Origin of the sequence: Labrys wisconsinensis, assembly GCF_030814995.1 — a bacterium.
GTDB lineage: Bacteria > Pseudomonadota > Alphaproteobacteria > Rhizobiales > Labraceae > Labrys > Labrys wisconsinensis.
The window spans coordinates 95,400-118,400 of record NZ_JAUSVX010000016.1; the positions used below are offsets into that span (position 1 = coordinate 95,400).

At 70.4% G+C, this 23,001-nt stretch carries 22 protein-coding genes; 13 read left to right on the forward strand and 9 right to left on the reverse strand.

The features are described from left to right. Nucleotides 1-45: 45 nt before the first annotated feature. The gene (locus tag QO011_RS32060) at nt 46-924 is read right to left on the reverse strand and encodes a LysR substrate-binding domain-containing protein (RefSeq protein WP_307281626.1); all 879 of its coding nucleotides are present in this window, start codon (nt 922-924) and stop codon (nt 46-48) included. A 101-nt stretch (nt 925-1,025) separates the two neighbouring features. On the opposite strand from QO011_RS32060, the gene QO011_RS32065 reads away from it, so the two are divergent. Continuing rightward, on the forward strand, nt 1,026-2,342 hold the full coding sequence (locus tag QO011_RS32065) for an SLC13 family permease (RefSeq protein WP_307281629.1): 1,317 nt from the start codon (nt 1,026-1,028) through the stop codon (nt 2,340-2,342). 12 nt (nt 2,343-2,354) lie between these two features. On the opposite strand, the gene QO011_RS32070 is transcribed toward QO011_RS32065, so the two are convergent. The 3 genes from QO011_RS32070 to QO011_RS32080 all read right to left on the reverse strand — a co-directional run bounded on the left by QO011_RS32070 (nt 2,355) and on the right by QO011_RS32080 (nt 4,556). Then, nucleotides 2,355-3,413: an aspartate-semialdehyde dehydrogenase gene (locus QO011_RS32070; RefSeq protein WP_307281630.1), complete on the reverse strand. Its 1,059-nt coding sequence runs from the start codon at nt 3,411-3,413 to the stop codon at nt 2,355-2,357. Between the two features lie 260 nt (nt 3,414-3,673). Then, on the reverse strand, nt 3,674-4,402 hold the full coding sequence (locus QO011_RS32075; protein WP_307281633.1) for a GntR family transcriptional regulator: 729 nt from the start codon (nt 4,400-4,402) through the stop codon (nt 3,674-3,676). 4 nt (nt 4,403-4,406) lie between these two features. Beyond that, on the reverse strand, nt 4,407-4,556 hold the full coding sequence (locus tag QO011_RS32080; RefSeq protein ID WP_307281635.1) for a hypothetical protein: 150 nt from the start codon (nt 4,554-4,556) through the stop codon (nt 4,407-4,409). Here QO011_RS32080 and QO011_RS32085 point away from each other — a divergent pair. The 8 genes from QO011_RS32085 (at nt 4,555) to QO011_RS32120 (ending at nt 11,721) form a co-directional block, all read left to right on the forward strand. Then, nucleotides 4,555-5,589, forward strand: coding sequence for an ABC transporter substrate-binding protein (locus tag QO011_RS32085; RefSeq protein WP_307281637.1), 1,035 nt, complete (start codon nt 4,555-4,557; stop codon nt 5,587-5,589). The genes QO011_RS32080 and QO011_RS32085 overlap by 2 nt on opposite strands. Then, nucleotides 5,586-7,025, forward strand: a complete 1,440-nt coding sequence (gene hydA / locus QO011_RS32090; RefSeq protein ID WP_307281639.1) for a dihydropyrimidinase — start codon at nt 5,586-5,588, stop codon at nt 7,023-7,025. The genes QO011_RS32085 and hydA overlap by 4 nt, the downstream gene beginning before the upstream one ends. Beyond that, complete coding sequence (locus tag QO011_RS32095) at nt 7,016-7,777, forward strand: SDR family oxidoreductase (protein WP_307281641.1); 762 nt, start codon at nt 7,016-7,018, stop codon at nt 7,775-7,777. The genes hydA and QO011_RS32095 overlap by 10 nt, the downstream gene beginning before the upstream one ends. Continuing rightward, nucleotides 7,770-8,564: a D-glutamate cyclase family protein gene (locus QO011_RS32100; protein WP_307281643.1), complete on the forward strand. Its 795-nt coding sequence runs from the start codon at nt 7,770-7,772 to the stop codon at nt 8,562-8,564. The genes QO011_RS32095 and QO011_RS32100 overlap by 8 nt, the downstream gene beginning before the upstream one ends. After that, on the forward strand, nt 8,561-8,989 hold the full coding sequence (locus QO011_RS32105; protein ID WP_307281646.1) for a GlcG/HbpS family heme-binding protein: 429 nt from the start codon (nt 8,561-8,563) through the stop codon (nt 8,987-8,989). Before QO011_RS32100 ends, QO011_RS32105 begins: the two co-directional genes overlap by 4 nt. Then, nucleotides 8,986-9,840 (forward strand): ABC transporter ATP-binding protein, encoded by an 855-nt coding sequence (locus QO011_RS32110; protein ID WP_307281648.1) that lies wholly within the window; start codon nt 8,986-8,988, stop codon nt 9,838-9,840. Before QO011_RS32105 ends, QO011_RS32110 begins: the two co-directional genes overlap by 4 nt. Beyond that, nucleotides 9,840-10,628: an ABC transporter permease gene (locus tag QO011_RS32115; protein ID WP_307281918.1), complete on the forward strand. Its 789-nt coding sequence runs from the start codon at nt 9,840-9,842 to the stop codon at nt 10,626-10,628. Before QO011_RS32110 ends, QO011_RS32115 begins: the two co-directional genes overlap by 1 nt. A gap of 85 nt (nt 10,629-10,713) precedes the next feature. Beyond that, the gene (locus tag QO011_RS32120; RefSeq protein ID WP_307281652.1) at nt 10,714-11,721 is read left to right on the forward strand and encodes a hypothetical protein; all 1,008 of its coding nucleotides are present in this window, start codon (nt 10,714-10,716) and stop codon (nt 11,719-11,721) included. Nucleotides 11,722-11,743: 22 nt separating this feature from the next. Here the strand turns inward: QO011_RS32120 and QO011_RS32125 are convergent, their stop codons facing one another. Then, nucleotides 11,744-13,024 carry a tlde1 domain-containing protein gene (locus QO011_RS32125; protein WP_307281654.1) on the reverse strand — a complete coding sequence of 427 codons (1,281 nt, stop codon included), beginning with the start codon at nt 13,022-13,024 and terminating at the stop codon, nt 11,744-11,746. Between the two features lie 422 nt (nt 13,025-13,446). Between QO011_RS32125 and QO011_RS32130 the strand changes: the two genes are divergently transcribed. Next, nucleotides 13,447-14,685: an MFS transporter gene (locus QO011_RS32130; RefSeq protein WP_307281658.1), complete on the forward strand. Its 1,239-nt coding sequence runs from the start codon at nt 13,447-13,449 to the stop codon at nt 14,683-14,685. A 6-nt stretch (nt 14,686-14,691) separates the two neighbouring features. Here the strand turns inward: QO011_RS32130 and QO011_RS32135 are convergent, their stop codons facing one another. Further along, the gene (locus QO011_RS32135) at nt 14,692-15,369 is read right to left on the reverse strand and encodes a hypothetical protein (RefSeq protein WP_307281660.1); all 678 of its coding nucleotides are present in this window, start codon (nt 15,367-15,369) and stop codon (nt 14,692-14,694) included. Between the two features lie 98 nt (nt 15,370-15,467). After that, nucleotides 15,468-16,487: a zinc-binding alcohol dehydrogenase family protein gene (locus QO011_RS32140; protein ID WP_307281663.1), complete on the reverse strand. Its 1,020-nt coding sequence runs from the start codon at nt 16,485-16,487 to the stop codon at nt 15,468-15,470. Nucleotides 16,488-16,588: 101 nt separating this feature from the next. Between QO011_RS32140 and QO011_RS32145 the strand changes: the two genes are divergently transcribed. From QO011_RS32145 to QO011_RS32155, 3 genes are all read left to right on the forward strand, one after another. Beyond that, nucleotides 16,589-16,957 (forward strand): winged helix-turn-helix transcriptional regulator, encoded by a 369-nt coding sequence (locus QO011_RS32145; protein ID WP_307281666.1) that lies wholly within the window; start codon nt 16,589-16,591, stop codon nt 16,955-16,957. Between the two features lie 93 nt (nt 16,958-17,050). Then, nucleotides 17,051-17,911: an SDR family NAD(P)-dependent oxidoreductase gene (locus QO011_RS32150; RefSeq protein ID WP_307281670.1), complete on the forward strand. Its 861-nt coding sequence runs from the start codon at nt 17,051-17,053 to the stop codon at nt 17,909-17,911. Between the two features lie 87 nt (nt 17,912-17,998). Continuing rightward, nucleotides 17,999-18,496: an SRPBCC family protein gene (locus QO011_RS32155; protein ID WP_307281673.1), complete on the forward strand. Its 498-nt coding sequence runs from the start codon at nt 17,999-18,001 to the stop codon at nt 18,494-18,496. A gap of 59 nt (nt 18,497-18,555) precedes the next feature. Here QO011_RS32155 and QO011_RS32160 read toward each other — a convergent pair whose 3' ends face one another. Beyond that, the gene (locus QO011_RS32160) at nt 18,556-21,684 is read right to left on the reverse strand and encodes an efflux RND transporter permease subunit (protein ID WP_370882041.1); all 3,129 of its coding nucleotides are present in this window, start codon (nt 21,682-21,684) and stop codon (nt 18,556-18,558) included. A gap of 50 nt (nt 21,685-21,734) precedes the next feature. Then, nucleotides 21,735-22,964, reverse strand: coding sequence for an efflux RND transporter periplasmic adaptor subunit (locus QO011_RS32165; protein WP_307281678.1), 1,230 nt, complete (start codon nt 22,962-22,964; stop codon nt 21,735-21,737). Between the last annotated feature and the right edge of the window lie 37 nt (nt 22,965-23,001).

The following is a 23,001-nucleotide window of genomic DNA, read 5'->3' on the forward strand; positions in this document are numbered from 1 at the left end:
GGGGTTCCTCGTTCTACTTCGATTCAATTCTTGACCGACACGTCCTTACCGAAGCAGATGCTCCACCAGCAGCCGCGCGCTCGCCGACAGCGCCGCGCGGCTGCGCAGGCAGAGGCGGAGGTCGCGCAAGGCCCAGGGGTCGGTGAGCGGCAGAACCGCGATGGCCATGGTCCGGGCGGCGCGGCGCGCCGTGGTCTCCGGCACGATGCCGATGCCGACGCCGGCCTCGACCATGCGGCAGACCGCGTCGAAGCTGCGCAGTTGCACCCGGAGCCTCAGGCGCCCGCCCTGGCGCGCGGCTCGGCCGGCGAGGAAGCGCTGCAGGGCGCTCGCCCGGTCGAGCCCGACGAAATCGAGCTCCATGATCTCGGCGAAGGCGACGGCGCCGCGCCCGGCCAGGGCGTGATCCGGCGGCGCCACCAGCACGAAGCGGTCCTCGCGGAACGGGCAGGTCTCCAGCGCCCCGGTCTCGACCGTGCCGGCGACGATGCCGATATCGGCGACGCCCTCGGCCACCAGGCCGACGATCTCGTCGCTGACGCGCTCCTGCAGGTCGATGGTGACGCCGGGCGCCGCGGCGAGGAACCGGCCGAGCACCTCGGGCAGGAACTCGGTCAGGGCGTTGGTGTTGGCGAGGAGCCGGACATGGCCGCCGGCGCCGCCGGCGAAGACGCCCATCTCCTCGTGCATCCGCTCCGCCCGGCCGATGAGGTCACGGGCATGGGCGAGCAGGGCCTGGCCGGCCGGGGTCAGCGCCACGCCCTGGCGGCTGCGGTCGAACAGGCGCGTGCCGAGCACCGCCTCCATGCCGCGCACCCGGGCGCTGGCGGCAGCCAGCGCCAGATGGGCGCGCTCGGCGCCCGCCGTGATGCTGCCGGCCTCGGCGACATGGCGGAACAGGCTGAGATCGGTGAGATCGAGCATGGCTCCCTTCGCGAACGGCGAAGGAAGCCTATCGTAATGACGCATTTTCTACCAGATCCGGCGCCGTATCCTTCGCTTTTCGCAGAGCCGGGAGACGAGAGTTGGACCTGCCGACCACAACCGCCGCCCTCGCCCTGCCCGCCGTGCTGACGATCGTGACGGTCGGCCTCTGGGCCACGGCCCGCCTGCCGGAATATCTCACGGCGCTGCTGTTCTTCGCCGCGGCCATGATCCTGCGCGTCGCCCCGGCCGAGACGGTGTTCTCCGGCTTCGGCTCCTCCGCCTTCTGGCTGATCCTCAGCGGCTTCGTCCTCGGCGCGGCGATCCGCAAGGTCGGCCTCGCCGACCGCATCGCCCGCCTGCTGGCGGCCCATCTCCTCGGCTCCTGGCCGCGCCTGGTCGGCGGGGTGGTGCTGGCGACCTATGCGCTGGCCTTCGTCATGCCCTCCAACATGGGCCGCATCGCCCTCTTGATGCCGATCGTCATGGCGCTGGCCGAGCGGGCCGGGCTCGCCGAGGGCAGCCCGGGGCGCATCGGCCTGGCGCTGGCCGTCGGCTTCGGCACGTTCCAGCTCTCCGCCAGCATCCTGCCGGCCAACGTGCCGAACATGGTGATGGCCGGCGCGGCGGAGGGCGCCTACGGCCTGCGCCTGGCCTACCTGCCCTATCTCCTTCTGCACGCGCCGGTGCTGAGCCTGGGCAAGGGCGCGGCGCTCGTGGCCGCGATCGTCGCGCTGTTTCCGGCCAAGCCGGCAGGGACCGTCGCCGCCGAGCCGCCGGCGCCGGCCTTCGGCCCGGCGGAGCGGCGCCTGTCGCTGATCCTCGCGGCCACGCTGGCGCTGTGGATGACCGACGCGCTGCACGGCGTCTCGCCGGCCTGGGTCGGCCTCGCCGCGGCCTGCCTGTGCCTCCTGCCGCGGATCGGCTTCCTCAGCGGCGAAGACTTCGCGGCGGGGGTGAACGTGCGCACCTGCCTCTACATCGCCGGCATTCTCGGCCTCGCCGCTGTGGTGGCGCAGACCGGCCTCGGGGCGGCGATCGGGCGCGGCGTTCTGGCTCTGCTGCCGCTCGACCCGGCCCGGCCGGCGCTCGGCTTCGCCTCGCTCGCGGCGCTGACGGCGGCGTTGAACTTCCTGGTCACCGCCAACGGCGTGCCGGCGCTGTTCACGCCGCTGGCCCACCTGCTCGCCGACGGCACCGGCCTGCCGCTCGCCACCGTGCTGATGGTGCAGGTGATCGGCTATGCCACGCCGATCCTGCCCTATCAGGCCTCGCCCATCGTGGTGGCGATGGGCATGGAGAAGGTGCTGGCGCGGGACGGGGCCAGGCTCTGCCTCGTCCTCGCGCTCTTCAGCTATGCGGTGCTGCTGCCGCTCGACTATGGCTGGTTCCGGCTGCTCGGCTGGATCGGGCCGTAAGCCGGCGCGACATCAGGCCCGCAGCGCCTCGGCGATCTGCACCGCGTTCAGCGCCGCGCCCTTGAGGAGCTGGTCGCCGACCACGAACAGGGCCAGCGTCCGGCCCGAGGGATCGCCGATATCGGTGCGGATGCGGCCGACCAGCACCTCGTCCCGCCCGGAGGCCTCGGAAGGCATGGGGAAGTGGTTGGCCGACCGGTCATCGACCAGGCGCAGGCCCGGCGCGGCCGCCAGGCGCTCGCGCGCCTCCTCCGGCGTCACCACCGCATCGAATTCGATGTTGATCGCCATGGCGTGGGCCCGCAGCACCGGCACGCGCACGCAGGTGATGCCGATCGGCAGGCCGGGCGCATCGAGGATGCGGCGGGTCTCGGCCACCACCTTCAGCTCCTCGCCGTTATAGCCGCTCGCCGGGTCGATATCGGCATTGTGGCTGAACAGGTTGAAGGCATAGGGGTGGGGCAGCACCGTCGGGGCATAGGGCTCGCCCCGGAGATAGGCCGCGGTCGAGGCGCGCAACTCCTCCATGGCGGCGGCGCCGGCGCCGGAGGCGGCCTGGTAGGTGGCGAGACTGAGCCGGCGGATGGGATGGGCGCGGTGCAGCGGGGCGAGCGCCACCGTGGCGATGGCGGCGACGCAGTTGGGGTTGGCGAGGATGCCGCGATGCTGCGCCAGCGCCGCGCCGTTGACCTCGGGCACGACCAGCGGCACCGCCGGATCCATGCGGAAGGCCGAGGAATTGTCGACGACGACGGCGCCCGCCGCCACGGCGATCGGGGCATAGCGCTTGGAAATGCCGCTGCCGGCCGAGAACAGGGCGAGGTCGACGCCGGCGAAGCTCGCCTCGGTCAGCTCCTCGATGACGATGTCGCGGCCGCGGAACGGCAGCGTCCTGCCGGCCGAGCGGGCCGAGGCGAGGAGGCGCAGGGCGCCGAGGGGAAAGCCGCGCGCTTCCAGGCACTTCAAGAGCTCGACGCCGACGGCGCCGGTGGCCCCGACGATGGCGACGACGGGCGAAGCGGCGCCGGCCGGGCGCGATGCGGCTAGGGACGGATTGGAAAGGTCGAGCATGACGTCTCTCTTGGGGTGATGCAGGGAGAGACGAGGTGCGGTCTTCAAGAGCGGGCCCCGTCCATCTCTGGCGGGGCTGTCCGGTGGCTCTAGGTGGCCGCGACCGGCCACGCACCAGTGGACACCCCCGCGCAAGCGGTGGTTTTCACGGTGCGTTTCGTGGTGTGGCGGGCGACCATGGCCAAGCCCTTAGCACAGCGGCCACAGCGCGCCAAGCGGTCGAGCGCAGCTTCATCCACAGGAGCGGCCCGACGTGCGCGTCAGGCCGTCTCGCCGAACACGCCGAGCATGTCGAAGGCGACCGGCCGCCGGCGGTCGAGGGCGAGGCCGTCCTGCAATTCCTCGATATGGTGCCGCATGAGGGCGACCGCGGCCTCGACCTCCCGCTCCCCGCAATGACGGATCAGCGTCTCGTGATGCTCGTGCCAGCAGGCGAGCCCGGTCAGGTTCTCGAACAGGTTGATGATCAGGCTCGTCCGCGCCACCAGGAGACGGACCTGCTCGGCGAGGATGCGGTTGCCCGAGAGGTCCGCCATCAGCATGTGGAAGCCGCCGGAGAGGTGGATGGCCTCGCGCACCCGGCCCTGCGCCCGCAGGGCCCGCTCCTGGAGGAGGTTCTGCGACAGCGCCTCGATCGCCGCCGCGTCGCCGGCGCGCGCCACCGCCTCCGTCGTGCCGGCCTCGATGGCGATCCGCGCGGCGAAGATCTCGCGCGCCTCCGCCGCATCGGGAGCCGCGACATAGGCGCCCCGGTTGGCGAAGGTCACCACCAGCTTCTCCCAGGCGAGCCGCTGCAGGGCAGCGCTGACGGCCCGCCGCGGCAAGCCGAACGCCTCCATCAGGGCGAGCTCGCTGAGCTTGGTGCCGGGCAGCAGGCGCTGGTCGACGATCGCCGAGAACAGGTGCCGATAGGCGTCGTCCGCCGTCTTCGCCTTCGGCCGGTTCCTGGCGTTCATGACGCCGACGAGGCGCCCCTTCTGCTGCTTCATGGGCTCACTGTGCCGTAAATTCGCGCTCAAGATTGCGCGCAATCATGCGCAAGCTCTTGTTCCATATCAAGCGCGCAATTGGCACGCCGGTTGCAACGACGATGCTATCGGCGATCGCCCTTCCCGGGCGAGCCAACGCAAGGACCGCCGCCATGCCGCTGCCTTCGACGAGCCGCCGGACCTTCCTGCAGGCGGCGCTCGCTTCGCCCTTCGTCCTCGGCGCCGGGCTCGCCCGGGCGGCCGGGCCCCTCAAGGTCTCGCTCGCCGCGCCCTTCGACGGATCGAACGCGGCGTTCTTCCTGGCACAGAGCCGGGGCTGGTACCGGGATGCCGGGCTCGACTGCCAGTTCGACGCCTCGAACGGCTCGGGCGAGGCGGTCTCGCGCGTCGGCTCCGGCGTCTACGACCTCGGCATCGCCGACATCAACGTCATGCTCGAGTTCAACGTGAAGAACCCGGACTTCGCGGTCCGCGACGTCTACATGCTCTATTATCGCAGCCCGCTCTGCGTCGGCACGCTGGCGAAGACCGGCATCGCCAAGCCCGCCGATCTCGCCGGCCGCACCATCGGCGCGGCAGCCACCGACGGCGCCTACCGACTGTTCCCGGCCTATGCCAAGGCGGCGGGCATCGACGGCTCGGCCGTCAAATGGCAGATGGTCGGCCTGCAGCTGCGCGAGGCGGTGCTGGCGCGCGGCGACGTCGAGGCGATCCTCGGCTTCGATTCCACCATGTATTTCGGCCTGAAGAAGGCGGGTGTCGCCCCCGAGGACATCCGCTTCCTCTACTATCCCGACGCCGGCCTCGACCTCTACGGCAACGGCATCATCGTCTCCAGCAAGCTGCGCGGCCAAAGCCCCGAGGTGGTGCAGCGCTTCGTCGCCGTCACGGCGCGGGCCTGGCAGGCGTCGATCGCCGACCCGGCGGCGGCGATCGACGCCCTGCGGCAGCACAGCCCGCTGATCAATGCCCCCCAGGAGCTGGACAAGCTGCGGTGGCTGGTCGACCACCAGCTGGTGACGCCGGAATCCCGCGCCGGCGGCCTCGGCGGCGTCGATCCGGCGCGGCTGGAGAAGGCGATCGCCACCGTGGTGGCGGCCTATGGCCTGCCGACGGCTCCCGGTGTCGGCGAGGTGTTCGACGCCACGTTCCTGCCCGGCGCCGACCTGCGCAAGGTGCCGGCATGACCTATGATCTCGTCATCCGCGGCGGCACCATCGCCACCGCCTCGGATGTGGGCAAAGCGGATGTCGGCATCCGCGACGGGCGCATCGTGTCGATCGCCGACCGCCTGACCGGCGGCGACGTCACGCTCGACGCCACCGGGCGGCTGGTGCTGCCCGGCGGCATCGACGCCCATTGCCACCTCGACCAGCCGCAGGCGCCGGGGCTCGCCTCCGCCGGCGCCGTGATGGCCGACGGCTTCAGGAGCGGCAGCATCAGCGCGGCCTTCGGCGGCACCACGACGATCGTGCCGTTCTGCGTCCAGCACCGGGGCGAGTCGCTCCTCGCCGCCGTCGAGGACTATCACCGCCGGGCCCGCGGCGAGGCCGTCATCGACTATGCCTTCCACCTCATCGTCAGCGACCCCAGCCCGGCCGTGCTGGGACAGGAGCTGCCGGCGCTGATCCGGCGCGGCCATGCCAGCCTCAAGGTCTACATGACCTACGAGGCGCTCCACCTCTCGGACAGGCAGATCCTCGACGTGTTCGAGGTCGCCAAGCGGGAGAAGGCCATCGTCCTCATCCACGCCGAGAACCACGAGATCATCGGCTGGCTCGCCACCCGGCTCGAAGCGGAGGGGCGCACCGCGCCGCGCGAGCACGCGGCGTCGCGGCCCCTGCCGGTGGAGCGCGAGGCCACCCACCGGGCCGTGACCCTGGCCGAGATCGCCGAGGTGCCGCTGGTGATCGTGCACATCTCCGGCGGCGACCCGCTCGAGGAGGTGCGGCGCGCCAGGGCCCGCGGCTTCACCGTGATCGCCGAGACCTGCCCGCAATATCTCCGGCTGACGGCGGAGGATCTCGACCTGCCCGACATGGCGGGCGCCAAGGCGATGTGCAGCCCGCCGCCGCGCGATGCGGCCGCCCAGGCAAGCCTCTGGCGCGGCATCGAGGACGGCACCATCGACATCGTCAATTCCGATCACGCGCCCTACCGCTTCGATGCGGCGGGCAAGCTGCGAGCCGGGCCGCGGGCGCCGTTCCGCAAGGTCGCCAACGGCATTCCCGGCCTGGAGACGCGCCTGCCCATCCTGTTCAGCGAGGGCGTCGTCGGCGGGCGCATCGACCTGCAGCGCTTCGTGGCGCTCACCGCCCGCAACAATGCCAGGCTCTACGGCCTTTCCCGCAAGGGCACGATCGCGGTCGGCGCCGATGCCGACATCGCCATCTGGGATCCCGAGCGGCGGCTGACCATCCGCAACGAGCGGCTGCACCACAATGTCGACTACACGCCCTTCGAAGGGATGGCGGTGCAGGGCTGGCCTGAAACCATCCTGAGCCGCGGCGAGATCGTCGTCGAGGCCGGCGCGCTGAAGGGAGTGCCCGGACGCGGCCGCTTCCTGGAGCAGACGACGTCGTCGGCCTATCGCCGCGAGAGGGGGGAGCGGTCATGGATCTAGGGATCGCCGGCAGGCGCGCGCTGGTGCTGGGCGGGAACCGGGGCATGGGCCTCGCGATCGCCAAGGCGCTGCATGCGGAGGGGGCCGAGCTCGCCATCGCCGCCCGCGACGAAGCCGCGCTCATCGCCGCCGCCCGCGAGCTGCGCGGCGCCCGGGCCTTCCGGCTCGACCTCGGCGATGCGCAGGCCCTGCCCGGCTTCGCGGGCGAGGTCGGCGCCATCGACATCCTGGTCAACAACACCGGCGGACCGCCTTATGGCGGCGCCATCGGGCGCGAGCTCGCGGCGTGGGAGGAGAGCTTCCGGGCGATGATGCTGTCGGTCATCGGCCTGACCGACCTGTTCCTCCCGGCCATGCGCCGCGCCGGCTGGGGCCGCATCCTCACCCTGGTCAGCACCGGCGCGGTCCAGCCGATCCCGGTGCTCGGCATCTCCAACACCCTCAGGGCCGGGCTGATCGCCTGGTCGAAATCCCTGGCGGCCGACGTCGCCAGGGACGGGGTGACGGCGAACGTCCTGATGCCGGGGCGCATCGCCACCGAGCGCGTCCGCCTGACGGACATCGCCGCGGCCGAGCGCGAGGGCGTCGCGGTCGAGGAGATCGAGCGGCGCTCGTGGCAGCAGATCCCGGTGGGACGCTACGGCCGGGCCGAGGAGGTCGCAGCCATGGCGGCCTTCGCCTGCAGCGATATCGCGAGCTACGTGACCGGCAGCGTCCTGCGCGTCGACGGGGGCTATGTGCGTCATGTCTGAGCCGGCGCCCGCCCCGGCCTTCGACGGCGAGACCGGCGGCGACGTCCGCCGCGCCGCCCGGCTCGGCTTCGCCGGGCTCACCGTCGGGCGCGCCGCCGGCTATGTGCAGGCCAACCTGTTCGTCCTGCCGCGGGACTTCGCGGCCGAATTCGCCGCCTTCTGCGCCGCCAACCCCGCCGCCTATCCGCTGCTGGCGGTCGGGGAGCCCGGCGGCACCGGCCTGCCCGCCCTGTGCGGGGATTGCGACCTCAGCACCGACCTGCCCGGCTACGTCGTCCACGCCGAGGGCGGCAGGACGCGCAGCCCGCACGTGCGCGACCGCTGGCGCGACGACCTCGTCGCCTTCGCCATCGGCTGCTGGTTCGGCGCCCAGGCGGCGCTCGAGGCCGCAGGCATCCGCATGCGCCATCGCGCGCTCGGCCTCCAGGGGCCGCTGTTCCGCACCGACCGGCCCGCCGCAGCCGCCGGCCGGTTCCGCGGGCCGCTGGTGGCCTCGATGCGTCCGTTCGCGACGGGCGACCTGCAGCGCGTCGCCGCGATCACCGCGGGACTGCCGCGCAGCCACGGCGCGCCGCTGCATGTCGGCGATCCCGCCGCGCTCGGCATCACCAACCCCTCGCGCCCCGACTGGGGCGAGCCGCTCCTGCCCGAAAGCGGCGAGACGCCGGTCTTCTGGGCCTGCGGCCTCACCGCGCTCGCCGCCCTGGAAGCGGCCGGCCTGCCCTTCTTCATCAGCCATGCTCCCGGCGCGATGCTGGTGACCGACCTGAGGGAAAGCGCGCCATGACCGCCATCCGTCCGGCCTTCAAGCTGACCCATGCCGGCGCGCTGGCCGTGCTGCAGGCCGCGGCGGACGTCGCCGACGCCATGGGCGTGGCGCAATGCATCGCCGTCGTCGACGAAGGCTGCAACCTTCTGGCCTTCCTGCGCATGGACGGCGCGCGCGTGCTCTCGATCGACAGCGCCACCCGCAAGGCCATGACGGCGGCGGCGACCGGACAGGCATCCGAGCGCCTGCCGCAGGACAAGGCCGGCGCGCTCGCGGCCGCCACCGACGGGCGCATGACCAACCTCAAGGGCGGCCTGCCGCTGCTGTTCGAGGGACAGGTGGTCGGCGGCGTCGGCGTCGGCTCGGGCACCGGCGAGCAGGACCTCGTGATCGCCCAGGCCGCGGTGGCCGCCTTCGACGCCCTGACCTGGAGGGAGCCATGAGGAGCGCCGCCGCAGTCGAGCCCGCCACCGCTCTCGCCTCGACGCGCGAGCGCATGGTCCAGCTGGAGGAGGCCACGGTGCGCTTTCCCGGCCGCGACACCGCCTTCCTCGCCCTGGACAGGACGAGCCTTGCGGTCGATGCCGGCGATTTCGTCGCCATGGTCGGGCCGTCGGGATGCGGCAAGTCGACGATCCTGAAGCTGGTCGCCGGCCTGCTCCGCCCCACCGAGGGCCAGGTGTTCGTGGCCGGCCGCGAAGTCGCGGCGCGGTCGGTGGGCGTCGGCATGGCGTTCCAGAATCCGACCATGCTGCCCTGGCTCAGCATCCGCCAGAACGTGATGCTGCCGCTCAAGATCGTCGCGCCCTACAGGGCTTCCTACCGCGCGAAGAAGCATACCGAGTACCGCGACCGCGCCGAGGCGCTCCTGGCCAAGGTGGGGCTCGCCGGCTTCGGCGACCACAAGCCCTGGCAATTGTCGGGCGGCATGCTGCAGCGGGCCAATCTGTGCCGCGCCCTGATCCACGAGCCGAAGCTCCTGATGCTGGACGAGCCGTTCGGAGCCCTCGACCAGTTCACCCGCGAGGAACTGTGGTCGATCCTGCAGGCGCTGTGGATGGACGGGCGGCCCACGGTGTTCCTGGTGACGCACGATCTGCGGGAGGCCGCCTTCCTGGCGACGCGCATCCTGGTGATGAGCGCCCGGCCGGGCCGCGTCACCGAGGATCGCGCGGTGCCGTTCGCCCGGCCGCGGACCCTCGACACCACCTACGAGGACCGCTTCACGGCGCTGACCCACGATCTCAGGCAGCTGATCGCAGCGGCGCGGCAGGGCGAAGGAGCACGGCCGTGATGTCCTTCGCCCGCATCCCGGCCCGTGTGCGCGAGCGGCTCTCATCGGCCGCGCTGATCGCCGCGATCTTCCTGGCCTGGGAGGTCGCCTGCCTGGTCTTCCACGTCAGCCCGATCGTGCTGCCCCGCCCGAGCCAGGTGGTGGCGACGCTGGTCATGCAGATGCCGGCGCTGTGGCCGCACATCCTGCAGACCCTGCTCACCACCCTGGTGGGGTTTGCGGCGGGAACGGCGATCGGCGTGCTGCTCGGCGCGATCGTCGGGGTATCGCGCACGGCCTACAACGCTGCCTATCCGCTGCTGGTGGGCTTCTCCTCGATCCCCAAGGTCGCGGTGGTCCCCGTGTTCGTGCTGTGGTTCGGCTCCGGCACCATCCCGGCCGTGCTGACGGCCATGACCACCTGCATCTTCCCGATCGTGGTCAACGTCGCCACGGGCCTGGCCACCACGGAACCGGAGATGGAGGACGTGCTCAGGGCGCTCGGCGCCAGCCGCCGCCAGGTGCTCTGGAATGTCGGCCTGCCCCGCGCCCTGCCCTATTTCTTCGCCTCGCTCAAGGTCGCCGTCACCCTCGCCTTCGTCGGCACCGTGCTCTCCGAGACGGTGGCGGCCAATCTCGGCATCGGCACCGTGATGATGATGGCGAGCGCCAATTTCGACATGCCGCTGGTCTTCGCCGGGCTGTTCGCGCTCGCCGGCCTCGGCATCGCGCTCTACGCGGTGTTCGCCGTCATCGAACGGCGGATGTGCGGCTGGGCCAGCCGCAAGACCGACTTCGCCGTGGGATGACGGCCTTCCCGCCGGCGCGGGAGGCGGTCACGCATCCGAGTTCCAACGAGCCCGCATCGAGGCTCCCAACCGAGGAGAACGTGCCATGCCCATCGACCCGTCCAAGGGCTACCCGCCCACCGATCCGGCCGTCGCCATGTTCGCCGGCGACCAGGCCGCCCAGGCCGAGCAGCTCATCCTCGACATCGACACCGCGATGCGCGGGAACTATGCGCTCAACATCGAGGCTATCGGCCGGGTGATCTATCCCATCCTCTACGCCGAATCCACGTTCGACGGCGGCCGCTACACGCTGCTCGTCAACGAGCATACGTCCTTCGTGAAGCAGAACGTCTCGCCGATCTACAGCCAGTGCAAGGCCATCGCGCATATCCCGCTCAGCATCTTCTCCTGCATGTCGGGCTATGCCGAATATACGCATTACGGCCAGTTCTATCCGGCGATCCAGTCCTATTCCTACAAGGTCGGGATGGCCGCCGACGCCCTCGACGTGGTCGGCATGCCGCCGGGGCCCGTCCACGACGCGTGCAAGCACATCCTCCAGGCGTCCATGGCCTACATGGCCACGATCCTCTCGGCCACGCATGGCGGGACCTTCGACTTCGCCTCCTTCCGGGCCTATGTCCGTCCGTTGAACGAGTCGATCGGCATCCTGCAGATGGCCGCGGCAAAGGACCAGATCGAGGTGATGAGCCGGACGCTGCGCGAGTGGAAGGCCATGTTCACGCAAGAGGAGTGGGACAGGCTCTATGTGGTGATCTCGGCCATCTGGACGCTCTCGGTGGAGAATGCGCACGAGCTGATCATCAAGCCTTTCATGAAGCCGCTGCTGCAGGAGACCAACGTCATCGTCTCGGAAGCGGCCGGCACGCTGGACCTGGCACGGACGCTGCTCGGCCGCATCGTCGGCGACCGCATCATGGCGGCCGAGGTCTTCGACGCGAGCAAGGTCGACTTCGCCGAGGACATCTATTCCCTGTCGACCCGGCGCGACCTGCTCTCGCAGGCCATCGAGAAGCAGCTGCCGGTGCCGCTCGCCCCAGGCGAGACTGCCGGCCTCTCCGGCGCCGCGTGCCCGCACCTCGCCTCGTGACAGCCGCCTGCGCCCGTCGCGGTCAGCCGCCGCTGACCACGACGAGGCGCTTGATCTCGCCGCGGAGATAGGCCTGCAGGAACTTGTTGTAGTCCCGGAAGGAGACGCAGCCGTTGGAATCGCCGCGCGGCCCGAGCATGTAGGTGTGGGCCAGCAGGCCGACCCGGCCATGCACGGCGCCGGTGCCGCCGACCGGGGTGAGGCGCAGGGCCCTGACGCCGTGGAACAGTGCCTCGCGCTCGGTGAGGTCGTAGGTGTGCGGCGGCGTGGCGCCGCGCATCTTCACATGCACCGAGCCGGGATCGTCGCGCAGCGAGCCGAGGCCGGAATGGGCCTCCAGCCGCTCGCCGTTGGGCAGGTACACGGTGCGGGCGCTGATGTCGTAGACCGCGGTGCCGGGGCTGGCGATGGCCGAGCGCGACAGCGACGGGCCGAACAGCGAGCCGCCGCGCGTCGGCGGCGTGGCATCCTCGGTCGAGGCATAGGCGAGCGCCGGGCCGGCCGGGCGCGGCGAGCCGAAGAAGCGCTCGAAGAAGGAGCGGTTGTCGGCAGCGGGGGCGACCGGCTCCTTGAGGTTGGCGATGCGGGTGCGGTGGCGGACCTGCGGGGCGATGGGCTGCGGAGCGGCCGGCGCGGCGATCTGGGGCCGCTGGCGCAGAACCGGCGGCGCCGGCGCGTCGGCAGGACGCGGCAGCGGCAGCGGCACGTCCATGACCACCTCGCCGCGCGGCACCGGCAGCGGCACGGCGTCGTCGTCCGGCGGTTCCAGGGAGGCCAGCACGGGGGAGACCGGCTCGGCCGGGGCGGCATCGGCGTCCTGGGTCAGCCGCAGCTGGTCGGCCGGCGGGGCGAGGGCGGCGACCACCGTCGGCGCCGGCGCCGACGGCCGGAGATCGGCATAGAGCGGCGCGCTCTCGGCCAAGGCGCGCGGCGCAGCGCCGCCGCCGAAGGCAGGATCGATCAGGGCGTCGTAACGGCCGGGCCGGACGAGGTCGACCGCAGCGGACTGGAACGACGCCCGGCCGTCGAGCAGCAGCTCCGGCCGGGTCTCGGATGCGGCCACGGCCGGCCGGATCGCCAGCGGCGGCGCCCAGGCCGGCGCGGGACCGCGCAGCGACACGGCGCCGGGAAGCACGGGATCGGGATTGGACAGGATCCGCATCTGCCGCTCGCCCTGCTGGGCAACACCGACCAGCACGGTCAGCCCGAAGGCAGAGAGGGCGATGGTCTTGAAGGGGAAGCCGGCACGGCGACGGCGAAGACGCGGAGCGGAGCCTTCGAACTCAAAGGACGGGTTACGCATGCAACACGCTCTCGCGATACTCTTTACTTCTTCCCGTGTCGAAGACCGGGAACTCTCTTCCCGCGTCGAAGACGGGAAACCCCTTCCCGCGTCGAAGATCGGCATCGGCAAAGCCCATCCGGCGAGGCCTCCGAGATGTTCGAAGGCTCCTCGCAGACACGACGTCCGAAAATTCTGCCCGACCCGTCGGGACGTTCCATGCAGCGACGGTGCTGCCCGGACGGCTCTTCGAGTCTGGAAAGTTCAAATTTCGTTCAACTTTGATTAGACACACGGCTTGGTTAATGGCCGGTGAACCGAAACCGTGTTTTTTCCTGAACTCTCGGCCCTTGCCCTCGCCGCGATCGCCTGACAGGGTGAGCGAAACAAAGGCGCGCCCGCGCCGTACAATCGGCCCTCCGGGCCGCTGGGAAGATCCGCCCGTGACCGCAGCCAAGCACGATGTCGATTCGCCCTATGCCTGGCTGCGCCTCGGCCTGTCGCTGATCGTCGGCGCCACGGCCTGCGTCGGCAACTGGTCGGTCGTGGTGGTGCTGCCGGCGATCCAGACCGAATTCGAGACCATCCGGGGCGGCGCCTCCCTGCCCTTCACCTTCACCATGCTGGGCTTTGCCGCCGGCGGCGTCGTCATGGGACGCATCGCCGACCGGGCCGGCCTGGTCGCCTGCATCGAGGCCGGAGCGCTGCTGCTGCTCGCCGGCTATCTCGCCTGCAGCTTCTCCACCTCGCTCTGGCAGTTCACCCTGGCGCACGGGCTCCTGATCGGCGTCGGCTCGGCGGCGGGCTTCGCGCCGCTGATCTCCGACCTCTCGCACTGGTTCCGCCGCCGCCGGGCGCTGGCGGTGGCGGTGGCCGCCTCGGGCAGCTACCTCGCCGGCACGATCTGGCCGCCGATCACCCAGCACTTCGTCGAGACGCAGGGCTGGCGCGCCACCTATCTCGGCATCGGTATCGTCGCCTTCCTGATCATGGTGCCGCTCGGCCTGACGATGCGCCGGCGGCCGACGGCCGGCGCGCTCGCCGAGGCCGAGGCGGCCACGGCGGTGGAGCGCAGCCGGCTCGGCCTGTCGCCGAACGTGCTGCAGGGCGTCCTGGTGGTGGCGGGCTTCGCCTGCTGCATGGCGATGTCGATGCCGCAGGTGCATCTCGTCGCCTATTGCGGCGACCTCGGCTACGGCGTCGCCATCGGCGCCGAGATCCTGTCGCTGATGCTCGGGCTCGGCGTGGTCAGCCGCCTCGCCTCCGGCTTCGTCGCCGACCGAATCGGGGCCGGGCCGATGCTGATCCTCGGCTCGGCCATGCAGGCGGCGGCGCTGCTGCTCTACCTCTTCTTCGACAGCCTCTCGTCGCTCTTCGTCATCTCAGGCCTGTTCGGCCTGTTCCAGGGCGGCATCGTGCCGATGTACGCGGTGATCATCCGCCAGTTCCTGCCGCCGCGCGAGGCCGGCACCCGCATCGGCCTGGTGCTGATGGCCACCGTGCTCGGCATGGCCTGCGGCGGCCTCGCCTCCGGTTTCATCTACGACCTCTCGGGCTCCTATCGCCTCGCCTTCCTGCACGGCTTCCTGTGGAACTGCGTCAACCTCGCTCTGGTGTGCTGGCTGATCCTGCGGCCGCGCATGAAGCGGCCGGCCGGCGGCCCGGCGCCCGCCGCGGCCTGAGGGGGCTCAGCGCCGCGCCGGCTCGGGGAAGTCGAGCACGGCGCCGGTATAGGTCTCGACCAGGGTGCTGAACGGCGTGCCGTCGGGGAGCACCAGCACGGCCCGATGCTGCAGCACCGCGTGCGGCACGGCCAGGGCCGGCTCCGCGGGCGGCGGGGCGCCCATCTCCCAGCCCTGCGGCAGCGGCGACCAGAGGAGATCGGCCGACAGCGTGCGGCGCTGGAAACGCAGCGGCTGGACCACCCGGCCGAAGGCGGTGTCGGAGGTCTGCAGCGTATGGTTCATGTCCGGCGTCAGGCGGGCCGGCACGTACCAGTTGTCGGCTTCCGAGAGGACATGGCCGCCGCAGGCCAGCCGCACCCGGCGATAGGCGACCGGCTCGTCCGGCCCAACCCCGAGCAGCCGGCGCTGCTCGTCGGTCGCCGGCTTGTCGGCGCCCTTGACCCGCTCGGCGACGATGCGCGGCGGGTCCGCCAGCCGGTGGGCGGCGCACCAACGATCCAGGGTCAGCGTGGCGCTGTCATGGCTGAGGAGGTCGGCGTTGAGCGTCTGCAGCAGCGCCAGCGCCTCGAGACGGGCGGTGCGGTCGCCGGACCAGGCGTTGCGGTTGCCCTCCTCGGCAGCGGCGGAATCCGCGGCGAAGGCGAGCGCAAGGGCGGCAAAGGCAGTGGGAAGGCGAGGCAAGGATCCGCTCCTGTTGCGGGCCGGGCGTAGCAGCGCGAGCCGCGCCCGGCAACCCTTGCACGCCCCCGATCCATGATCATGGATCAGGGCCTTCGCTTTCAGGCGCCGAAGCCTTCGAGCACGATCTTGCCCTTGGCCCGGCCGCTCTCGATCAGGGCATGGGCCCGCTTGAGGTTGGCGGCATTGATCGGCCCGAAATGCTCGCCGAAGGTGGTGCGCAGCGTGCCGGCGTCGACCAGGCGGGCGACGTCGTCGAGCAGCGCGCCCTGCGCCGCCATGTCGGCGGTCTGGAACAGCGAGCGGGTGAACATCAGCTCCCAGTGCACCGACACGCTCTTGCGCTTGAACGGGTTGATGTCGAGCGTCGCCGGATCGTCGATGACGGCGAAGCGGCCCTGGGGCGCGATCAGCTCGGCCACCTCGGCGAGGTGCCGGCCGGTGTTGGTGGTCGAGAACACGAAGCCGGGCGCGCCGATGCCGAGCGCCGCGACCTCGGCCGCCAGCGGGCGGGAATGGTCGACGACGTGATGGGCGCCGAGATCGCGCACCCAGTCCTGCGTCTCCGGCCGGGAGGCGGTGGCGATCACGGTGAGGCTGGTCAGCCGGCGCGCCAGCTGGACGGCGATCGAGCCGACGCCGCCGGCGCCGCCGACGATCAGGATGGCGGGCTCGGCGCCCGGCACCGGCTTGCGCACGTCGAGGCGGTCGAACAGCGCCTCCCAGGCGGTGATGGCGGTGAGCGGCAGGGCCGCGGCCGGCGCCCAGTCGAGCGAGGCGGGCTTGTGCCCGACGATGCGCTCGTCGACGAGATGGAACTCGGCATCGGTGCCGGGGCGGCCGATGGCGCCGGCATAGAACACGGCATCGCCCGGCCTGAAGCGCGTCACGTCCGGGCCGACGGCGGCGACGGTGCCGGCCGCGTCCCAGCCGAGCACCTGCCAGGCGCCGGGCTCGGGCTTCACGCGCACGCGCATCTTGGTGTCGACCGGGTTGACCGAGACGGCGCGGACCTCGACGAGCAGGTCGTGCCCCCGGGGCTCCGGCTTCGGCAGCTCGATGTCGACCAGGGAGTCGGGGTTGTCGATCGGACCCGGGTTCTCAAAACCGACGGCGCGCATGGCTCTTCTCCTGAAAGGGCTGGTCCGGCAGAGATGACGCCCGGATTGCCCGACCGCAAGAACGCACATAAATTGCTCATAGTGTCGAAAAGGATACCGTGATGCCGCGCATCCGCCACAAGAGCCTCGACTGCAGCCCGGGCTGCGCCGTCGAAGGCGCGCTCGGGGTCATCGGCGGCAAGTGGAAGGGCGTCGTGCTCTACCACCTGTTCGAGGGCACGCTGCGCTTCAACGAGATCCGCCGGCGCCTGCCGAACGTGACGCAGCGGATGCTCACCAACCAGCTGCGCGAATTGGAGCGGGACGGCCTGATCCTGCGCAAGGTCTTCGCCGAGGTGCCGCCGAAGGTGGAATACAGCCTCTCGGAGCGCGGCCGCAGCCTGGAGGCGGTCATGACGGCGCTCAAGGCCTGGGGCGACGCCCATGTCGTGCTGGCACCGGCCGGCGAGGATGGTCGCCGGGCGGCCTGAGGGGCGCTGGCGCGGGACGCCGGCGCGCCCTATTGAGGCTTTGACGCTTTCCCGCCGCCCGGCCCGTCGCGGCCGTCTTCGAGAGGACCTCCCATGACCCATCCCGCCCTGACGCAAGGCCGCGCCGCGGTCATCACCGGCGCGGCCAGCGGCATCGGCCTCGCCATGGCCGAGGCCCTGGCCCGGCTCGGCATGAAGCTCGCCCTCGCCGACGTCGACGCCGCGGCCCTGGAGAAGGCCGCCGCCGGCGTCGCCACCCTGGCGGCGCAGCCGGCCGACGTGATCGCGGTGCCGACCGATGTCGGCCGCCTCGAAGCGGTCGAGCGGCTCAAGGATGCCGCCTATGGCGCCTTCGGCGAGGTCGCCCTGCTGATGAACAATGCCGGCATCGAGGCGGACGGCCGCCTGTTCGCCCCGCGCGAGAACTGGCAGCGCCTGATCGACGTCAACCTCTGGGGCGTGGTCAACGGCGTCCAGGCCTTCGCGCCGGCGATGATCGCCCAGGGCACGCCCGCGGCGATCGTCAACACCGGCTCCAAGCAGGGCATCACCTGCCCGCCCGGCAACACCGCCTACAACGTCACCAAGGCCGGGGTGAAGGTGGTGACCGAGGCCCTCGCCCACGAGCTGCGCAACACGCCCGGCTGCCGGGTCACCGCCCATCTCCTGGTCCCTGGCTTCACCTTCACCGGCTTCACCCGGGCCCGCGTCACGGAGAAGCCGGCCGGCGCCTGGACGCCGGAGCAGGTGATCGAGTTCGGCCTGGAGGCGATGGGGCGCGGCGAGTTCTACATCCTGTGCCCGGACAACGATGTCACCCGCGCCATGGACGAACGGCGGATCCAATGGGCGGCGGACGACATCATCGCGAACCGGCCGGCGCTGTCGCGCTGGCACCCCGACTTCAAGGATGCCTTCGCCACCTTCATGGACGGCACCGGGCCGGCGCGCTGAGGCCCGCGAAAAATTCGGCGCTGCCTGTCGGGGCGGCGCCGGCCCGGCCGTCCTTGGAGCGAACCATCCACGCAGGAGACATCGCCCATGACGACCCAGGCCGCGACCGAGACCGCTCCCGTCCCGCCGGCTTCCGACCGCGAGCTGGTGCTGACCCGCATCATCGACGCCCCGCGCGAAGCGCTCTACCGGGCCTGGACCGATCCGGCGCTGCTCACGCAGTGGTTCGCGCCGGCACCCTGGACCACGCCGCATGCCGAGCTCGACGTCCGGCCGGGCGGCGCCAGCCTGGTGGTGATGCGCAGCCCGGAGGGCCAGGACATGCCGAACCGCGGCGTCTATCTGGAGGTGGTGGAGAACCAGCGCCTGGTGGTCACCGATGCCTATAGCGAGGCATGGGTGCCGTCGGAAAAGCCGTTCATGACGGTGATCCTCACCTTCGAGGATCTCGGCGGGAGGACGCGCTACACCGCCCGCGTGCGCCATTGGACGCAGGCCGACTGCAAGGCCCACGAGGAGATGGGCTTCCACCAGGGCTGGGGCCAGTGCACGGACCAGCTCGCCGCGCTCGTCACCCGGCCCTGAGCCTCCTTATTCTCGGCGCCATCAGGTGCACGTCTCCCGTGCTGATGACCTGCCGACGTTCAGTCTCGCGAGGTCGTCGCTGCGACCGCGCGTGCCGGTTTCTCGGCCAGCCGAGGATAGGCGAGACGTCTGGCCAATGTGGCAAGTGACAGGTAGATCACCGGCGTGGTGAAAAGCGTCAGGATCTGGCTGACGATCAGCCCGCCCACGATGGCATAGCCAAGCGGCTGGCGGATCTCGGCACCGGAGCCGTGGCCGAGCATCAATGGGACGCCCCCGAGGATGGCCGCCATTGTCGTCATCATGATGGGACGAAAACGCAAGACGGCCGCCTGCCGGATGGCTTCCATGCTGGTGGCGCCCGTCGCCTCCGCCGCGATGGCGAAGTCCACCAGCATGATGCCGTTCTTCTTGACGATGCCGATGAGCAGAATGACGCCGATCATCGCCACCAGGCTGAAATCCAGCCCCGCAGCCATCAGTGTCGCCAGCGCGCCCAGCGCCGCCGAAGGCAGGGTCGACAGAATGGTGATCGGATGGATGAAGCTCTCGTAGAGCATGCCGAGAATGAGATAGACCACGACCAGGGAGGCGGCGATCAGGAGCGGCACCGTGGCGAGAGAGTCCTCGAACGCCTTGGCGCTGCCGGCAAAGTCGGCGGTGAGCGAGGCAGGCGGCTTCAACGCGGCAACCGCCCTGCCGACCGCTGCAGTCGCCTCGCCCAGCGAAGCGCCGCCGGCGAGGTTGAAGGACAGCGTCGTGGCCGGAAACTGACCCTGGTGGTTGATGGAGACCGGCGCAACGGTCCGCGTGGTCCAGCGCGCCACATTGCTCAGCGGCACCAGCGTGCCGCCGGCGGCCTTGACGGAGAGCCGATCCAGAGTTTCCAGATCGTGCTGCAGGTTGGGCAAAACCTCCAGCACCACATGGAAGGTGTCCGTCTGGGTGGTGTATTGCGCCACCTGCCGCTGGCCGAAGGCATCGTAAAGCGTGTCGTCGATCGTCTCAGGGGCCACGCCATAGAGTGAGGCGGCCGCGCGGTCGATCGTCAGCATCAGTGTCGGCGCGTCCTGCTGCTGGTCGCTGGCAACGTCGGCGAGTTGCGGGAGCCGTTTCAGCGCGGCCAGGACCTTGGGCGCCCAGATGGCGAGCTCGTCCACATCGCCGTCCTCCAGCGTGTACTGGTATTGCGTGCGCGCCGGGCGGGCTCCGATATTGATGTCTTGCGCCGCCTGCATGAAGAGTTGGATGCCCTCCACCTTGGCGAGCTCCGGACGGAGGCGGGCGATGATGTCCTGCGCCGAGGCATCGCGCTTGTCGCGGGGCTTCAGCGTGATGTTGACGTGCCCCTGGTTCAGGGCATTGCCGCCATTTCCGCCGCCGATATCCATGAAGACGCTGTAGACGCCGGGGTCCTTCATCACGACGGCGCTGACGCGCTCCTGCAATTCGACCATCTTGGGATAGGACACTTCCGGCGCGGCCTGCGACAGACCGCTGATGAAGCCGGTGTCCTGCTCCGGGAAGAACCCTTTGGGGATGACGATGAACAGATAGGCCGTGGCGGCCAAGGTGGCGAAAAAGACGAGCAGGGTGAGGAACTTCTGTCTCAGGACGATATCGAGGCCGCGCCCATAGGCACTCTGCAACCCGTCGAAGGCGCGTTCGCTCCATTGGTAGAGCCGATTGTGCCGGGTCGCGCCGGACGGCTTGATCAGGCGGGCCGCCATCATGGGCGTCAGCGTGAGCGACACCACCGTGGAAAGGGCAATGGCGATGGTCAGCGTCAGCGCGAATTCGCGGAACAGGCGCCCGACAATACCGCCCATGAGCAGGATCGGGATGAGCACGGCGACCAGCGAGAGGCTGATGGAGATGATGGTGAAGCCGATCTCCTGGGAACCCCGGAGGGCGGCGTCCATCGGCGTCTCACCTGCCTCGATGTGACGGGTGATGTTCTCCAGCATGACGATGGCGTCGTCCACGACGAAGCCGACGGCGACGACGAGCGCCATCAGCGACAGATTGTCGATGCCAAAGCCGAACAGCCACATCGGCGCCGCCGCGCCCAGCAGCGCCAGCGGCAGCGTGATCGCCGGAATGAACGTGGCGCGCAGGTTGCGCAGGAAGATGAAGATCACCATCACCACCAGGGCGAGGGTGATCATCAGCGTCAGCCAGACGTCGGACACCGAGGCGCGGATCGTGGTCGTGCGATCCGTCACCAGCGCGAGTCGAATGGATTGGGGAAGCGAGGCCTGCAACGCGGGCAGTGCAGCCTTGATGCGATCAACCACCTCGATGACATTGGCGCCCGGTTGGCGGAAGACGTCGACCGCGATGCCGCGCCGACCGTTGGTCCAATGCGCCATCTTCGCGTCTTCCGAGCCGCGTACCGCCTGGCCGATGTCGCGGATGCGGATCGGCCCGCCATCCCGGTAGGCGACGACCGCATCGCTCCAGCCGGCGGCATCGATGATCTGATCATTGTTGTAGATGGGAAACGTGCGGGTGGCATCGTCGATGTTGCCCTTGGGCGCGCTGAGGCTGAGGCCGGCAATGGCGGTGCGCACGTCCTCCAGCGTCACGCCGGCCGCCGAAATACGCCCCGGATCGACCGCGATGCGAATGGCCGGCTTCTGGCGCCCGCCGATGTTGACCTGCGCCACACCCTGCATCTGGCTGATGCGCTGAGCGACGCGGGTCTCGATCAACTCGTCGACGTCGATCAGCGGCAGCGTGTCGGAGGTGGCCGAGAGCTGCAGGACCGGCGCATCCGCCGGATTGACCTTTCTGAACGTCGGCGGCGAAGGCAAGTCCTTCGGCAATTGGCCGCTTGCAGCGCTGATGGCCGTCTGGATATCGCTGGCGGCGGCATCGATATTGCGGTCGAGGTCGAACTGCACGGTGATCTCAGTCGTGCCGAGCGAGCTGGAGGAGGTCATCTCGGTGACGCCGCTGACCGTCGACAGCTGCGTTTCCAGCGGTTGAGCGACGGAAGACGCCATCGTTTCCGGTGCAGCGCCGGGGAGGCTCGCCGAGACCTGGATGGTGGGAAAGGCGATCTCGGGCAGGGCCGACACAGGCAGCATCGGGTAGGTGACGGCGCCCAGGAACAGGATGCCGACCATCACCAGCGTGGTCGCCACGGGATGACGGATGAAGCCGGCCGACACGCCCTCATGGATCCCGGCTGGCGGCGTCGGGCCGCCGGAAGCACGATCGCTGACGGGGCCGCTCATGGCACGGACACCGCGCTGGCGAGAGCCGCGTCCGCTTGCGGTTGAACCTGAAACGCCGGCGGAGCGATGACGGGAGGTGGCCCGACCGCCACCTTTGCTCCGTCCGCGATTTGGCCGAGGCCGTCATAGACGATCTGCTCATCGGCGCTCACGCCCCTCGTGACCACCGCGAACCCGTCGGTCACCACCGCCGTCGTGACCGATCGGCGATGAGCGGTGCCATCGGATCCGACGGCATAGGCCGCCAGGCCGTCCACGCCCCGCGCAAGAGCCTTGTCCGGCACCACCACGCCACGTTCCACCGCCACCGTCAGACGTGTTGCGACGGGCAGGCCGGGCCAAAGCACGTCGTCCTTGTTGTCGAATGTCGCCCGCAATTTGATCGAGCCGTTCTGGGCATCGACGGTGTTGTCCATCAACGTGAGCTTGCCGCGCGCGAGCACTTTCGTGCCGTCCGTCGAAAGCGCCACGACGTCGGCAAGGCCGGCGTTGAGCGCGGCACGAATCTCTCCGAAGCGGTCGCCAGGCGCCACGAAGACCACGCCGACCGGATCGAGCTGGGTGATGGTGACGATGCCGTTGATCGAGGACTGTCCGACCATGCCCCCCTTGTCGACGTTGCGAAAACCGGTTCGGCCGCTGATCGGGGCGCGGATGGTCGCGTAGCTGAGCTGGGTGCGGGCGCTGCTGATCGAGGCATCATCCGAGGCGACGGCGGCCTCGAGCTGCTTCACCGCGGCATTCTTGAGGTCAAGCGTCTGGGACGAGACAATGTCCTTCTGGGCCAGCGTGGCGTAGCGCTCGCGGTCGCTGCGGGCCGTCGCGAGCTGCGATATGTCCTGCGCCTTTCTGGCCTCGGCCCCGGCGAGGGCGGCCTGAAGCTGCCGCGGGTCGATCTGGACCAGCACGTCGCCCGCTTTCACGAATTGGCCTTCGGAAAAGGCAATGTCCATGACTTCGCCATCGACACGGCTGCGAACGGTGACGGATTGCAGGGCCGCGACGACGCCGATGCCGGCGATGATGCGCGGGACGCTTCCTGTCTTCGCCGAGACGACGGTCACGGGGATCGCAGGTGAAGCGGCGGTTTCGGATGTGGCGCGCGAGGCCGCCCATGGGCTGGTTCCGGTGACGGCCGTCCAGTGCGTTGCGCCCCATCCGCCCACGACCAGCAATGCCAGCACCGCGACAGCAGCAAGTCCCGATCGCTTTTTGTTGTCGGCCATTGAATCCATCTCCTGAAGCCGCGCTCAGCGTTGACTG